We start from the raw sequence: 14,845 nt of genomic DNA on the forward strand, positions 1-14,845 counted from the left end.
AGGACTGGATGACCGAGATCCTGGACCACGTTCGCGACCAAGTTGCCGCCGCAGTGGTCGACGACGCCGACGCCGGTGTCTACCGCGCCAACCGGACGATCTTCACCGACGAGGAGATCTTCGAGCTCGAAATGAAGCACATCTTCGAAGGCAACTGGATCTACATCGCCCACGAGACCCAGATTCCGAACAACGGCGATTATTTCACCGTGCACATGGGTCGGCAGCCCGTGGTGATCACGCGCGACAAGGACGGTGAGCTGCATTGCCTCATCAACGCATGCGCCCACCGGGGAGCGATGCTGTGCCGCCGCAAGACCGACAACCGCCCGACCCTGACGTGCCCGTTCCACGGCTGGACGTTCCGCAACGACGGCACTCTGCTCAAGGTGAAAGACCCCGACGGCGCCGGCTACCCGGAGACCTTCGACGTCGACGGGTCTCACAACCTCACCAAGGTGCCCCAGTTCGCCAACTATCGGGGGTTCCTCTTCGCGAGCCTCAACCCCGACGTCTCGACGATCGAAGAGCACCTCGGTGACACCACCAAGGTCATCGACATGCTGGTCGACCAGTCGCCCGACGGCCTCGAGGTGCTGCGCGGATCCTCGACCTACACCTTTGACGGAAACTGGAAGGTGCAGGCGGAGAACGGCGCCGACGGCTACCACGTCAGCGCGGTGCACTGGAACTACGCGGCAACCACATCACGACGGAACAACGGCGAATCGAAGAACACCACCAAGGCGCTCGACGCCGGCGGTTGGGGCAAAACGGGCGGCGGTTACTGGTCGTACCCGAACGGGCACCTGTGCCTGTGGACTTGGGCGGCCAATCCGCAGGACCGTCCCCTCTGGGATCAGATGGATCAGCTGAAGGAGAAGTTCGGCGACGCCAAGGGCGAATTCATGGTGAAGGGTTCGCGCAACCTGTGTCTCTACCCGAACGTGTATCTGATGGATCAGTTCAGTACGCAGATCCGGCACTTCCGGCCGATCGCGCCGAACAAGACCGAGGTGACCATCTACTGCATCGCCCCTAGAGGGGAGAGCAAAGAAGCACGCTCGCACCGCATTCGGCAGTACGAGGACTTCTTCAACGCATCCGGCATGGCTACTCCGGACGACCTCGAAGAGTTCCGGTCGTGCCAGCTCACGTTCCAGGCCACGAACGCGCCGTGGAACGACATGAGCCGCGGCGCCGACCACTGGCTCTCCGGTCCCGACCCGGTGGCCGAAGCGCTCGACATGCACGGCGTGGTGTCGGCCGGGGTGAAGAACGAGGACGAAGGACTGTTCAACGTCCAGCACGGGTATTGGCGCAAGACGCTTCTGGCCGCCATCGATCGCTCTACGGAGAAGACCGGCTCCTTGAACGACGGGACGAAATGACATGACCTCCACCGAAACCCGCATCACACAGACGGCGATCGAGCAGTTCCTGTATCGGGAAGCGCGCTACCTCGACGACCGCGAGTTCGAGAAGTGGCTCACCTGTTACGCCGACGACGTCGAGTACTGGATGCCCTCGTGGGGCGACGACGACCTTCTCACCGAAGACCCGCAGACCGACATCTCGCTCATCTACTACGAGAACAAGGGCGGCCTCGAGGACCGCGTGTTCCGAATCCGCACCGAACGATCCAGTGCGACATCGATTCCCGAACCGCGGACGAGCCACAACATCAGCAACGTCGAGGTCATCGAGCGAACAGGCGACATCGTCGATGTTCGATTCAACTGGCACACCATGTATTTCCGCTACAAGACGATCGACCCGTACTACGGGACCTCGTTCTATTCGATCGACTTCTCGGGCGAGTCGCCGTTGATCCGCCGCAAGACCGTGGTGCTCAAGAACGACTACATCCATCACGTCGTCGACATCTACCACTTCTGACAGGGAGGGAGTCATGAGTCACCGTGTCGCGCTGTCCTTCGAGGATGGCGTCACCCGCTTCATCACCGTGACCGACGGTCAGACGGTGGCGGACGCGGCCTACCGCTCGCGGATCAACATCCCACTCGACTGCCGCGACGGCGTCTGCGGAACCTGCAAAGCGGTGTGCGAATCCGGCGAATACGACGGAGGCACTTACCTCGAGGACGCACTCACCGAGGAGGAAGCCAAGGACGGATATTGCCTGCCCTGCAGCATGACTCCGGAATCGGACCTCGTCCTGCAGATCGCGAGCACGTCGGCGGTAGCCAAGACGCAAGCGTCGAAGTTCACGACGACGGTCACTGCCGTCGAGACGTTGTCGCCGACCACCGTTCGGCTGGCCGTGAAGTCGCCCGAGGGTGCCGATCTCGTGTTTCTGCCCGGTCAGTACGTCAACATCTCCGTCCCCGGGTCGCAGGAGACGCGGTCGTATTCGTTCAGTTGTGTCCAGGGATCGGACGAGCTCTCGTTCCTCGTCAAACTGATCGACGGCGGGCTGATGTCGACCTACCTCTCCGACACTGCGAAGGTCGGTGACGACATCTCCTTCACCGGCCCGCACGGCAGCTTCTTCCTCAGGGAAGCGGAACGGCCCGCACTTCTCTTGGCCGGCGGCACCGGTCTCGCGCCGGTTCTGTCGATTCTGCGCACCCTCGAATCGTCGGGCAGCACCCGAGACGTCCATCTCGTCTACGGCGCCAGCACCGACGACGACGTCGTGGAACTCGATACATTGAAGTCGTTGGCGGACAGTCTCGACGGATTCACCTGGGACTACTGCGTGTCCGACAAGGACACCACGGCCGAGAACACCGGGTACGTCACCGGTTTCATCAAGCCGGAACATCTGAACGACGGGGACGTCGCGGTCTACCTCTGTGGCCCGCCACCCATGGTCGAGGCCGTCCGCGGTCACTTCGTCGAGCAGTCGGTGGAGCCCACCGGCTTCTACTACGAGAAGTTCGCCCCGTCGGCAGCGGTGCCCGAGGACGAGTCCGGCGACGGCACGGCCGCGCCGGCCGACGAACAGCCGAAGGCCGAGGAGATCGCGCCTCCGACGAAACCCGTTCGTGGCGAACACGAGTCGCCCGACTTCGTCGTCCCCGACACCCTCGAGCACGAGACCGAAGACCGGTCATCACGCACCCTGTGCGGGCAGATCGTCTTCGATCGACGGGTGGCGACCATGGACGCGGTCGTCGGTGAGCATGTCGCGCCCGACGAGGAACTGGTGGCGATGCGGTCGATTGCCGGGCAACGCGTCACCGCCGCTGTCGCCGGCGGATTTCCGTTCGTGGCCGACGAGGACCCGGATGTTCTGGTGACCGCCGACGCGACCGCCGTTGCAGGGCAGCACGTATGGACCGGCAGGGCGATCGAGCCGCTGACGATCCGCAAGGCCCCCACGGTCGAACCGGCCGGCTACGAGATCGGTGAGGAACACCCATCCGTTCACGAGTCGGACGCCGTCTTCGAAGCTCGTCGGGCGCTCGAACTCGGCGCGCTCGAACTGGTCATCGGTCGGCTCACCTCTCAGCAGATCGCCGGGTACCGCTTGCTCGCCGAAGCAACGACGAGGTACGTCGACGGGGACCGTTTCGTCGACGCCGCCGCCTACACCGAGACCAACGGCGCGTTCCACGACTACCTGTTCACCGCGACTCGCAACGAGCACCTGCTGCAGGCGTACACCGCACTGGGTGTGAAAGCTGCGATGGCCGAGGTGCTCGCGAACGCCACCTGGTGCGACCCGCTGTGCGCGCAGGACCACCTCGACATCGTCGACGCGTTCGAGGCCGGCGATCGGGAGGCCGCACGCACCCTCATCGCGGACCACGCGGAGCGATCCAAGATCACCATGAAGCGTGCGATGCAGGAAAGGGTCGACACCAAGACGCCCAAGTTCGTTCACCCCGGCCGCTTCGCGGGCAAGGTCGTTCTGGTGACCGGTGCGGCCCAGGGCATCGGCGAATGGGTGGCACGGCGCATCTCCGCCGAGGGCGGCACGCTCGTCCTGGCGGACCGCTCCGAACTCGTCGAGGCCATCGCAACCGAACTGTCGACCGACGACGCTCCGGCGCACGCGGTGCTGGCCGACCTCGAGACGTGGGAGGGTGCGTCCTCGCTCGTCGACGCAGCGATCGGGCGGCACGGCCGTATCGACGTCTCCATTCACGTTGTCGGAGGGACTATCTGGGCCAAGCCGTTTTGGGAGTATCCGCCGGAGCAGATCGAGAAGGAAATCGATCGCTCGCTCTGGCCGACGCTGTGGTCGTGCCGTGCCGCGATCCCGCACATGGTGGCGCAGGGGGCCGGGACGATCGTGAACGTCTCGTCGGTGGCAACCCGTGGCATTCATCGGGTCCCGTACGCCGCGGCGAAGGGCGGGGTCAACGCCATCACCGCGGCACTCGCACTCGAAGCCGCCCCGCACGGTGTTCGGGTGGTTGCCACTGCTCCCGGTGGGACTCAAGCCCCGCCCCGGCGCATTGCCCGTGGGCCCGGCCCTGCCGACGATCAGGAACGCGAGTGGTATCAGGCGCTCGTCGATCAGACCGTCGACTCGTCGCTGTTGGGCAGGTACGGCACTCTCGACGAGCAGGCGGCGGCTATCTGTTTCCTGGCGTCGGACGAGGCGTCCTACATCACCGGAACCGTGTTACCGGTGGCGGGCGGTGACCTCGGGTGATCGCTCGCCCCGCCTCGGCGACGATACGTCGATCGCCGGTGTCGGGGCCCGTATCGGGCTACGGTGACGCCGTGCCCCACCACCCACCTGTGGTCGGTCGCCGAGAGGTGGTCGACGACCTCCTCGCCGCCGTGGCCACCGGCGTCGACCGCTCCGTACTGGTCGTGGTGGACGGGGCGCCGGGAATGGGCACGACCGCCGTCGTCGACGCCGTTGCTGCGGCGTTCGCCGGGCGACTCCCGCACGCCTCGGTCACGCGAGTGGCGGCTGTCCCGTGGGAGTCGACGGTTCCCTTCGGAATTGTGGGGCAGTTGACGCCGGGAGCAGATTGGGCTGTCGACGCACCTGACTCGGTCGAGGATGCCAGATCATTTGCCGCAGCAGTGTCTCCGGACGACGGACCGCCGGTTCTGATCGTCGTGGACGACGCCCACGACGCCGATCCGGAATCACTGCAGCTGCTGGCAAGCATGGTGCGGCACGTCCGCAGCCGGGGAATCACGGTGGTGTGTTCGCGTCACCTCCGGCCCGCCGGATCCCCGGCGGCGCAGGACATCCTGGACAAAGCCGCGGACGAGTGTGTCACCGTGGCGCCGCTGACCGTGTCCGACGTGTCGGAACTCGCAGCCGTTCGCGGGGTGGTCCTACCTCAGTCGGCGGCAGCGCATCTGTTGCAGCACACCGGTGGTCGGCCGCGGCACATCGTGGCACTGCTGGAGGAAACGCCGCGCGCGACGTGGAGAGGAAGCCGAGCGCACCTACCGGCTCCCGCGTTCGTCGAATCACGGATACGTGCCGAGCTGTCGCGCAGCGACCCGACGACACGAGCTCTGGCCGAGGCGGTCGCGATCATGTCCACTCCGACGTCCATTCCGGTGGTGTGTGCAGTATCGGGCGTGGGCGATCCGTGGGACGCGCTCGACACTGCCGTGGCATCGGGCCTGGTGCTCGTGCACCACCGGCCGACGGCCATCCTGCTCGAGACACCCGATCCGATGGTGCGCGCCGCCATCCTGGCGACGGTGAGCCTGTCCGAGCGATCGAGGTTGCACCGCCGAGCGGTCGACGTGGTCGAGGATCAGGCCGATGCGTTGGCGCACATCGTCGAATCGATGCCCCTTCCCGACGACAGCGTGTCCGCGCAGCTCGTCGCGTTGGCGGGTGAGCGAGCGGCGAAGGGAGAGTGGGGATCCGCCGCCCGGCTGTATGAACTGTCGTCTCGGTCCAGTCGTGATCCGGCCGCGCGGGACGAGAGGCTCGTTCTCGCGGTCGACGCCATGATCGGTGCGGGTGACGTGCCCGGGGCCGCCGCATACAGCGCGGAGATCGAGAGCCTGCGTGAAACCCCCATGCGTAACGCGGTTCTCGGATATCTCGCCATTCTGCGCGGCCGCCCGCACGAAGCGGAGGAGCGGTTGCGGCGTGCCTGGGAGTCGGTGCGGACACGTCACGATCCGCACACTGCGGCCATCGTCTGTCACCGTCAGGTGCTGCACAACCTTGCCCGGTGTCACGGCGGCGAGCTCGTGATGTGGGCGGACCGAGCCGTCGAGCTCGTCGGAGCCGACGACGCCACCGCGGTGGAAGCGCAATCGATTCGCGGTCTCGGACTCGGGGGGACGGGCCGAACGGCGGAAGCCCTCAGCAGTTACAGCGACCTGTGGAGTCACGCCAGCACCGGCGCGGTGGGGCAGCGAGTGCAGATGGGTGCGGGGTGGCTGCACCTGGCAGCCGACCGTGTCGACACCGCGCGCGCAGAGCTCGAATCTGCCTCTCCCACCGATTTTCTCGGAGGATCGACGCGAATTTCGTTGTGGGCGCACGCGTGGCTCGGCCGAACGTACTTCCTCACCGGCGAGTGGGACGCGGCCCTTCGAGTGGTCGGTGCCGGAATCGATCTTGTCGACCGGTCGGGATCGGTACTGATCGCGCCACTCCTGCACTGGACCGCGACGCAGATTCACGCTTTACGCGGAGACTGGCGCAAAGCCGAGAACAGCGCACGCGACGGTGACGCGGGAGCACGTGATTACGAAATCATGCGGGTGCCAGCGTGTCTCGCACATGCGGCGATGTCCGAGGCGCGTGCCGACTACCCCGGGGTTCTGCGAGCACTGGCGCCGCTCACCGAGGAGTGGGCTGCTGACGACATCTCCGAACCCGGGTTCTGGCCATGGGCGGACGTCTACGCCAATGCTCTTGTGGTGGAGGGCCGACTGGACGAGGCGGAGGGGTTTCTCGATATTCACGAACGCCGGGCCACCGTCGCGGATCACCGGTCCACGCAGGCTCGCTTGGGGTATGCCCGCGGCCGACTGCACGGCGCGCGAGGAGATTTGGACGCTGCGCGAGCATCGTTCGACAGCGCACTCGGCGACCTCGCGGATCTCCCCTTGATCTACGACCGTGCGCGGGTGAACTTCGCCTACGGTCAGACGCTGCGACGCGCCGGAAAGCGGCGGGAAGCGGACGTCGTCATCTCAGCCGCCCGCGAGTGCTACCTCTCGATCGGGGCGAGTACCTATGTGGCGCGTTGCGATCGTGAGCTCAAGGCCGGGGGAATGCGTGCCGTCCTCAGGGATCGTCCGCTCGATGCGCTGACACCGCAGGAAGACGCTGTGGCGGCACTGGTGTCGACCGGTTTGAGCAATCGCGAAGTGGCCGCCGAACTGTTCCTGTCGGTGAAGACAGTGCAGTTCCACCTCACTCGGGTCTACGCAAAACTGGGGATCCGCTCGCGGGCAGAGCTGGCGGCGAAAGCATCCGCTGGCTGAAGGAACCGAAGCTGCAGAATCGACGATTTCCGAATACAGCTGCCGAACCCCGCACCAGGCCACACCGGCTGCCAGTGACGTCGTGGGGTAATAGTTCGACACGAACCCATAGATGAGGACCTGCGTTCCGATCGCTCCGATACCGATACCGGTTCCGGCTACGGCTACGGCGACGAGCAGGACGCCAAGCGGGAAGCCCAAAGTCAGCACGATCAGTGAGAGGGCGGCGAGGCAGAAGGTGACAGCGATGACGCGCTGCGGGCCGGTGCGGTCCGCAACGCTCGACGCGATCAGACCGCCGACGATCGCGCCGCCGTTGAGGACCAGCAGAAACGACAGCGACGCGTTCGTGCGTTCCGGGCTCTGAAGTGCCGTCAGGCCGGCGTCTCGGCCTGTCCGGGGCTCTGGGAGAACATGTAGTTGCAGATACGCCAGCCCGCGGAGGTGTTGCGCAGGACAAACAGTTCGCGGAAGTAGCTGGGGATGCGGGCGCCGTCGGCTTTGGCCGTGACCATGACGGGCTGCTCGCTGCGCACCACTGCGAATTTGTCGTGCACCTCAGCCGATTTCACCTGCAGCGTCACCTGCATATTGATCTCGTTGAAGGTGGCGATGTAGAAGGCTTCGATTGCTGCCGAACTGCGCAGGCTCGGAAGGTTCTCGGGAATGATCTCGGCGTCCTCGGCGTAGAGGGCGACGATTGCGGCTCGGTCCTCGGCCGCGAGCGCCTTCCCGTAGGCATTGACGACGGCGACGGCGTCAGCGGTAGTGGTGGTGTGGCTTGTCATGTCTTGCTCCAGTCGGTTCGTCCGCCGGCGGCGGCGGGATGAGAGTGTTCTCGAAGTGTTTGCGATGCGGCGATTTTGAATGCACTGACGGTCGGCCGTCGGAGTCACGGGATGAGCACGATCTTCCCGTGCGTGTGCCGGTCTTCTAGCTGGGCGTAGGCCGCGCGCACATCAGCTAGGCGGTAGGTAGCGGTGATGGGGATGCACAACTGCCCGGAGGCGACGAGCTCGGCGAGCGTGGCCAGCAATACTGACGTGCCCCGGGGGGCTCAGTACGCGACGGTGAATCTGCGGCCGATGTGCTGCGGCTGTTCGATCTCGTCCACCGCGGCGACGGCGAAGTCTTCGGTCGAGATTCGGCTTTGCCCGGTGGCGTCGGCGATGAGGTCGTCGTCGGCAGTGCGGTAGGTACCGGTTCGATCGCCCGGCTCGATCTCGGCGGCTGGGGTGAGGTTGGTCCATTTCACGTCGGAGACCGTCCGGTAGTAGTCCAGGGCGTCGCCGTGTGCGTGCATGATCTGCAGAACGAACTCGGGCAGGCCTTCGGCGTCCCACACCTGTGTGCCATTCGGGGTTCGCAGGGAGCCTGCGCCGCCGACGGCGATCAACCGCGGTGCGTCCGCGCCCAGCGAGCGCAGGCCTTCGACAAGCGTCTCGGCCGCGGGCTTGATCGTGGCGATGGTTCCCGGGCCGTCACCGCCACCGACCGCGCTGACCAGGACGTCTTGGCCCTTGGACACTGCTGCGACAGACGCAGAGTCGAGCACATCGCCCTCGGTGACCGTCAAGTTGTGGTGATCGGTGGTGACGTTGGCCGGATTCCGGACGACTGCGGTGACCTCGTGGCCGCGGGTCAGGGCTTCGGCCACGATGCGGCTACCGATCGTTCCGTTGGCTCCGAACACTGCGATCTTTGACATTTCTGCTCCTTCATCGGTTGGTACTTGTAGTTTTCCGTCTTCCTCGTCCTGCGGAAAGGTAAAATCGAGACCGATCATGGTCAAAATTGGACAACTCATCCCGTCGATCGGATTCGCGCCACCCGACGACACGCCTCTGCCCGGGCTCGAGGTGCTAACGCTCGCCGAACTGGCGACCCGCGCTGCGGCCACCGATCTGGTGACGCCTCAGCGGCCGCAGTTTCATCAGCTGTTCGCGGTCACCAGCGGCACGCTGCGACACACCGTGGACTTCACCGCCTACGGCATCGATGCAGGTTCGGTCCTGTGGGTCCGACCGGGACAGGTTCAACAGTTCGGCGACCTTACCGAGGCCGACGGCTTACTTGCCGTATTCCAGGCCAGCTCGGTCGATCCGAGGACAGCGGCCGCCGCGCGACTCGACGACCCGTTCGGTCGGGCAGTGGCCCCTGCGTCCGACTCGGGCACGCCCGCGTTGCATCGTGCGATCACGCACCTGGCAGCGGAATTCGAAGATGCAGGAGGGCTGCCGGTCGCCGCCCGGCGTGAAGTCCTACGCAATCTGCTCGCCGTTGTCGCGGTGCGGGCAGCCGCGCTGTGCGCACAGCCGGTAGATACAGTCGACACCACCTTCGTCCGGTTCCGCACCCAGCTCGAACAGGACTTCACCCACACACGGCGGGTTGCCGATTACGCTGACAGCCTTGGCTATTCGGCACGCACTCTGAGCCGGGCAACCCAGGCCGCGGCCGGTGTCGGTGCGAAGGAGTTCATCGACCGCCGGGTCACCCTCGAAGCGAGACGACTGCTCGCGCATGCCGATCTCCCCGCAACGGCGATCGCGACCCGCCTAGGCTTCGTCGACGCCACCAATTTCGCAAAATTTTTTCGGCATCGGACCGGGCTGCCGCCAGGCGCCTTCCGCGCCTCGGTTCGTTGACCACGTAGCCGTCCCAGGACTCTGCATCGCTACATACTGCTCCCCAGCTGGCTACATCAACTCGGTCCGAATAACGCTGCGAGACAGGCACATTGATGAGTTCTCTTGAGACCCGCCACGATCAACTGCTGGCAGAAGCCTCCGCGAACTTCGTCGACACGGACAAGTCGGCTGCGGTCCGGGAACTGGCTCCGGGCAGCGGGAACTGCACATCGCCGCAATTATCAACTCGTCCGAAGGGTTCGATGGAGTAGTCCGGGTCGGCCACACCTCTACGGTCGCGTCCGAACCGACTCCTATACCGGCGGCCCACCAGGAATCACCGGACTGCCCACTCGCTCGACATCACAACTAGGCCGGGCGAGTTGCGCATCGATTCAGGGCACCAGACCCGCTCGCCGAGCAGCATGCGCTGCTTCGTATCTCGTCGCGGCGTCGAGCTTGGCCATGATCGATTTCATGTAGCTCTTGACTGTGGACACAGTGAGGCCGAGTTCCTCGGCGATCGCGATGTTGGATCGGCCCAGCGCCACCAGAGACAGCACGTCACGTTCGCGCGGGGTGACGTGTGGAGCGGCGGTCGTTGCTACAGCGGGTTCGAGGAAGGCTCGCATCGAGTCGAGTACGGACGAGACTTCCGGGGCATCGACCCGCGTAGCGGCTGCCCGGAGCCGGGTGTACGTCTGGCGTAGGTCCTCGCGCAGACGGTCGGCGTCGCGCCGCGCCTCGTCGACCGCGAGGTCCTGGCCCAGAACTCCCGCTTCGACGCTCAGCACATCGAGTACGCGATCACCGATGTGCCCGGCCGTGTGCATCGCGCCGTAGAGCACACCGACGGCCGTCCGCCCGACGACGACCGGGGTCGCGATCATGGCGCGAAGCCCCTCGGCGCCGATGATCGCGTCGTACCGGTGGCTGATCTTCGGCGTCCGCATGTAGTCGTCGAGCGCGACAGTGCGATTGATCTGTAGGACCTTGCCGCCGAGACCATGGCCGGCTTCGAGTTCGACTCCGTCGAGCGCACCGACGGAGTAGCCCGCGAAATGGCGCAGCGTCAGGCGCTGACCCGCGGTCATGATTCCGCCGAACGCAAGCGCCACGCCCGAGCCTGCACGTACCCGGTCCACGGCTGCGTCGAAATGAGTGTCGATCATGAGTCTCCGTCTTTCTACCCTCTTCGGAGGGTATCGGGCGGCGAGTGTTCCGCGCCACACTCCTTAACCATGACGACCCTGACCGACGATGTCGCACGGCTCCTGTCCACGTACGGATCTGCTGACGCCGACCTCGCCTCCCTGCTGTGCGACGACCATGATCCCGCTGCGATCGCGTTCACCTTCATCGAGGGCGATCTGACCTCGCGAGATCTCACCTACGGCGAGTTGCACGACCTGTCTGCACGTTTCGCGACGGGCCTCGCCGAGATGGGTGTCGCTCGCGGTGACCGTATCGGAGTGCTGATGAGCAAGCGGCTCGAGCTGGTGGTCGCCCTCCTTGGTCTGTGGCGCCTCGGCGCGGTGCATGTCCCTCTGTTCACGGCTTTCGCGACTCCGGCGATCGCGATGCGCGTCGAGGCCGCGCACGCGCGCTTCGTCATCACCGAGACGGACCAGCGCGAGAAGCTCGACGCGATCGAGGGCATCACGGTGCTAGAGACGGGGGAGGGCTTCGACGCGCTGATCCGTGAGCACGAGCCGTTGGTGACCTCGGTGGCCGTGGGCGGCGACGGGCTGATGATCCAGCTGTTCACCAGCGGTACGACGGGAAAGCCGAAGGGCGTCCCGGTGCCGGTGTCAGCACTGGCGTCGTTCGTCGCCTACATGACCTACGGACTCGACGTGTCCGAGGACGACGTGTTCTGGAACGCGGCTGATCCCGGCTGGGCCTACGGGCTCTATTACGCCATTCTCGGACCGATGGCCATGGGTCGCCGCAGCCTCATGCTGCACGCCGGGTTCACGCCCGCTGTCACCATGGCGGTCATGCAGAAGTTCGACGTGACCAACTTCGCTGCGGCACCGACTGTGTACCGGAGCCTGAGCAAGGACCCGTCTTTCGGCGGCATCCGGCTGCGACGCGCATCGTCGGCGGGGGAGCCGCTGACGCCAGACGTCCTGGTGTGGTCGGATTCCGCGCTCGGCGTGTCGGTGCGTGACCACTACGGCCAGACCGAACTCGGCATGGTCATCGTCAACGCCTGGCACGACGCGGTGCGTGAGCCGCTGATCCCGGGTTCGATGGGAAAGCCGTTGCCGGGCTTCACCGCCGGAGTCGTCGAGGATCAGATCGGCTTGGAGGTGGCGGGCAGCCCGTTGATGTGGTTCACCGGATACGTCGATGCCCCCGAGAAGACCGCCGAACGGTTCACCGAGGACGGGTCCTGGTACTTGACGGGTGACGCCGGCCGCATCGAGAACGGCTCGTTCTTCTTCTCTGCGCGTAACGACGACGTGATCATCATGGCCGGGTACCGCATCGGACCGTTCGACGTCGAAAGTGTTCTGGTGGAACACCCCTCGGTCATGGACGTCGCGGTGGTGGGTCAACCCGACGACATTCGCGGCGAGGTAGTCGAGGCGTACGTCGTTCTCGCGGAGGGTGTCTTGGGAACACCCGCGCTGGAGTCCGAACTGCAGCAGCTGGTGAAGACCAACTTCGCCGCTCACGCCTACCCACGCACGGTGCACTTCGTCGACGGGCTGCCCAAGACGCCCAGCGGCAAGATGCAGCGCTTCCTGCTGCGCCGAAGCCGTTAGCCGCGACTTCGGCGGCGGCCCGGGCTCGGCTTCGGAGTTCTTCGGGCGGCCTGACGGGCACGCCGCGGCTGGAGGCGGTCGAACAGATCGGCCGATGTGTGCGAGTCGACCTCGCTGCCACGGCGCGTCGGCGCCCGCAGCATACTTCTCGCTGATCGACAGGGGGACAATACGAATCGGGGTCGACGCTTGGTGCACACCGGGGCAGGGACCGATCATCGACAACGTGCACGACGCAATCTCCGTGACACTTACCGGCAACGGGCTGTCGCCGCCGAATATGAGGAGATCGTAGAGGGCGGCGCGATGAGAGAAGTACGAATGGGTGACGCCTCACCTTCCGAGACGCGAATGCCACTCTGGTGAAGGAGCAGAACGGCGTCGAAACGGCCCAAACGCAGCTCGGCCACTTCAACTTACGAGTGACGGAGGCTGACTACATCCAGCGGATGAACAGCGCGCCGGATCTGACCCTGCTGCTCAATATGCTCGGACCGGTACAGGTGAACACTTCAACCCCCGAAATCGACCAGAATGTCGACTGAGTGTTGACGTGCCGCCGAAATCACGGCGACGAAAAAGCCCGTCATCTGCATACTTGCTGGTGACGGGCTTTTTGCAGTGCGCCCACAGGGCCTCGAACCCCGGACCCAGTGTCTTAGAATCCGTCGGTCGCGGGGGTTCGTAGATGTTCAGGAAAGTGTGCCTGAACAGGTGTTATGTGCACTCACAGTTTCAGGTGGATTCACCTGAGTCCGCTCGGATTCGGCTCAAAGTGTTGAGTAAGTGTTGACCAGGCAATCGGGGCTTTATGGAGGCGCCAGTGTCGCCCTGCGGGGTCCGTCGTGTCGGTGCTCGCACCTACAGTGTGCACGCCGACACAGAGACAAGTCGTCGATCTCGACCTACTGCGGCGCTTTGCCCGCCGGAGGGGTTCGGTGCACACCGTTCGGCCTCGCAGCGCGTCGGCTCGCAACAACGAAGGGACATCTCTGATGCCTGCACAAGCATGGGTGACACTGATCGTCGGCGTCCTCGCTGTCGTCGGAGTCGCTCTCACAGTCCGGCAGCGCACTGTCGCCGATAAGCGCGCCCAAGCCTGGCAACGAATAACGTGGTGCCTCGAGCGCACCACCAGTGACGACGAAGCGGAAGCCGCGCTGGGCTGGGACATCTACACCCCGGTGACCGACTCGCCGCTCATCACCGCGACCGAACGCGATGTCCTGCGCGCCGTCGCCACCCGCGCGCTGTGGCGAGCACTGGCGTCACCGCCGCAAACCGAGGACACTGACAACCAGAGCGAGCAGGAGGATCAGCCGTGACCACGACCGAGAACAGGAAGAGCCCCGCGCGGCCGCAGGTGGCGAGGGCCGCCGCGCGTGCGTCCGTTGCGTTGTACGAGCGCGATGGTCTCGAGGTTCCGCAGTGGATCCGCGACGCTGCAGCCGGGCGTCCGACGACACCGCCCGCTCAGCAACCCTGAACTCGGTCGCACCTACTCGCACGTCAGGTCGGAATCGCCACGGTGGGCGCACCTGTCAGCGATCGAGGGTCTCTTCTTCTAGGACTCACGTGGTACCACGTACGTTCGACGGCCCGCTTCGGCGGAGCTGCGGACCTCAGCTCGACGCCGAGCATCGGACTCGGTGGATCAGTCTGCGTCGACTGGACACCGACAATTACCGAGTGTGGTTTCGCGTTTTCAGATGACCGGTCGGTGCGGAAACTGCTGCGACGGCCGTAGCGTCAGACGCCTGATTGCCGCGGGAATATCGCTGGCGGATAAAGCAACTGCGCCAGTTGCGGTGATCCGGATTTCCACGGCATTGTTAGACGCAGGATTCCGGTCAGCACAAAACCAAACGTCCAGCAGCACCAGCATCAGCGGGAAGATGATGCCAGTTGCCACGGCGTTGGCGAGCCGGCCTCGACGCATTCGTCTGTGAAGGTACTCCAGTGGGGCTGCTGTGGGTCGTCGGGGATGCCCCGGCAATCGGGCGCAGTGCCTAGGCTCAGCCCGGAGAAGTCGGGGTT

General features: G+C 65.2%; 14 protein-coding genes and 1 pseudogene. 9 read left to right on the forward strand and 6 right to left on the reverse strand.

Annotated features, from left to right (window positions below; genetic code table 11):
• Positions 1–8 precede the first annotated feature (8 nt).
• The 4 genes from benA to IEW02_RS22655 all read left to right on the forward strand — a co-directional run bounded on the left by benA (position 9) and on the right by IEW02_RS22655 (position 7,404).
• Positions 9–1,391: a benzoate 1,2-dioxygenase large subunit gene (benA, locus tag IEW02_RS22640; protein ID WP_188547246.1), complete on the forward strand. Its 1,383-nt coding sequence runs from the start codon at positions 9–11 to the stop codon at positions 1,389–1,391.
• A gap of 1 nt (position 1,392) precedes the next feature.
• Entirely contained in the window at positions 1,393–1,899 is a 507-nt protein-coding gene (gene benB, locus IEW02_RS22645) for a benzoate 1,2-dioxygenase small subunit (RefSeq protein WP_188547248.1), read from the forward strand.
• A gap of 13 nt (positions 1,900–1,912) precedes the next feature.
• The gene (gene benC, locus IEW02_RS22650) at positions 1,913–4,630 is read left to right on the forward strand and encodes a benzoate 1,2-dioxygenase electron transfer component BenC (protein ID WP_188547250.1); all 2,718 of its coding nucleotides are present in this window, start codon (positions 1,913–1,915) and stop codon (positions 4,628–4,630) included.
• Positions 4,631–4,701: 71 nt separating this feature from the next.
• A complete protein-coding gene (locus IEW02_RS22655) occupies positions 4,702–7,404 on the forward strand; it encodes a helix-turn-helix transcriptional regulator (RefSeq protein ID WP_188547251.1) in 2,703 nt (900 codons plus the stop codon).
• Between the two features lie 51 nt (positions 7,405–7,455).
• Here the strand turns inward: IEW02_RS22655 and IEW02_RS25255 are convergent.
• From IEW02_RS25255 to IEW02_RS22670, 4 genes and pseudogenes are all read right to left on the reverse strand, one after another.
• Positions 7,456–7,806: pseudogene (locus IEW02_RS25255) on the reverse strand (MFS transporter); the annotation flags it as partial.
• Entirely contained in the window at positions 7,779–8,192 is a 414-nt protein-coding gene (locus IEW02_RS22660) for a YybH family protein (protein WP_188547254.1), read from the reverse strand. The gene IEW02_RS22660 and the pseudogene IEW02_RS25255, both read right to left, overlap by 28 nt.
• Positions 8,193–8,296: 104 nt before the next feature.
• Complete coding sequence (locus tag IEW02_RS22665; protein WP_188547256.1) at positions 8,297–8,440, reverse strand: zinc-binding dehydrogenase; 144 nt, start codon at positions 8,438–8,440, stop codon at positions 8,297–8,299.
• 21 nt (positions 8,441–8,461) lie between these two features.
• Entirely contained in the window at positions 8,462–9,112 is a 651-nt protein-coding gene (locus tag IEW02_RS22670; RefSeq protein WP_188547258.1) for an NAD(P)-dependent oxidoreductase, read from the reverse strand.
• Here IEW02_RS22670 and IEW02_RS22675 point away from each other — a divergent pair.
• Positions 9,084–10,052, forward strand: coding sequence for a helix-turn-helix domain-containing protein (locus IEW02_RS22675; protein ID WP_229746249.1), 969 nt, complete (start codon positions 9,084–9,086; stop codon positions 10,050–10,052). The genes IEW02_RS22670 and IEW02_RS22675 overlap by 29 nt on opposite strands.
• A gap of 377 nt (positions 10,053–10,429) precedes the next feature.
• Here IEW02_RS22675 and IEW02_RS22680 read toward each other — a convergent pair whose 3' ends face one another.
• Positions 10,430–11,206, reverse strand: coding sequence for a helix-turn-helix transcriptional regulator (locus IEW02_RS22680; protein ID WP_188547260.1), 777 nt, complete (start codon positions 11,204–11,206; stop codon positions 10,430–10,432).
• A 69-nt stretch (positions 11,207–11,275) separates the two neighbouring features.
• Here IEW02_RS22680 and IEW02_RS22685 point away from each other — a divergent pair, with 69 nt between their 5' ends.
• The 4 genes from IEW02_RS22685 to IEW02_RS22700 all read left to right on the forward strand — a co-directional run bounded on the left by IEW02_RS22685 (position 11,276) and on the right by IEW02_RS22700 (position 14,294).
• Positions 11,276–12,808: an AMP-binding protein gene (locus IEW02_RS22685; RefSeq protein ID WP_188547262.1), complete on the forward strand. Its 1,533-nt coding sequence runs from the start codon at positions 11,276–11,278 to the stop codon at positions 12,806–12,808.
• Positions 12,809–13,170: 362 nt separating this feature from the next.
• Complete coding sequence (locus IEW02_RS22690) at positions 13,171–13,353, forward strand: hypothetical protein (protein WP_188547264.1); 183 nt, start codon at positions 13,171–13,173, stop codon at positions 13,351–13,353.
• Between the two features lie 450 nt (positions 13,354–13,803).
• On the forward strand, positions 13,804–14,133 hold the full coding sequence (locus IEW02_RS22695) for a hypothetical protein (protein WP_188547265.1): 330 nt from the start codon (positions 13,804–13,806) through the stop codon (positions 14,131–14,133).
• On the forward strand, positions 14,130–14,294 hold the full coding sequence (locus IEW02_RS22700) for a hypothetical protein (protein WP_188547267.1): 165 nt from the start codon (positions 14,130–14,132) through the stop codon (positions 14,292–14,294). The genes IEW02_RS22695 and IEW02_RS22700 overlap by 4 nt, the downstream gene beginning before the upstream one ends.
• A gap of 219 nt (positions 14,295–14,513) precedes the next feature.
• Here the strand turns inward: IEW02_RS22700 and IEW02_RS22705 are convergent, their stop codons facing one another.
• A complete protein-coding gene (locus tag IEW02_RS22705; RefSeq protein WP_188547269.1) occupies positions 14,514–14,720 on the reverse strand; it encodes a hypothetical protein in 207 nt (68 codons plus the stop codon).
• Positions 14,721–14,845 lie beyond the last annotated feature (125 nt).

The organism is Rhodococcoides trifolii (assembly GCF_014635345.1).
Classification (GTDB): Bacteria; Actinomycetota; Actinomycetes; order Mycobacteriales; family Mycobacteriaceae; genus Rhodococcoides; species Rhodococcoides trifolii.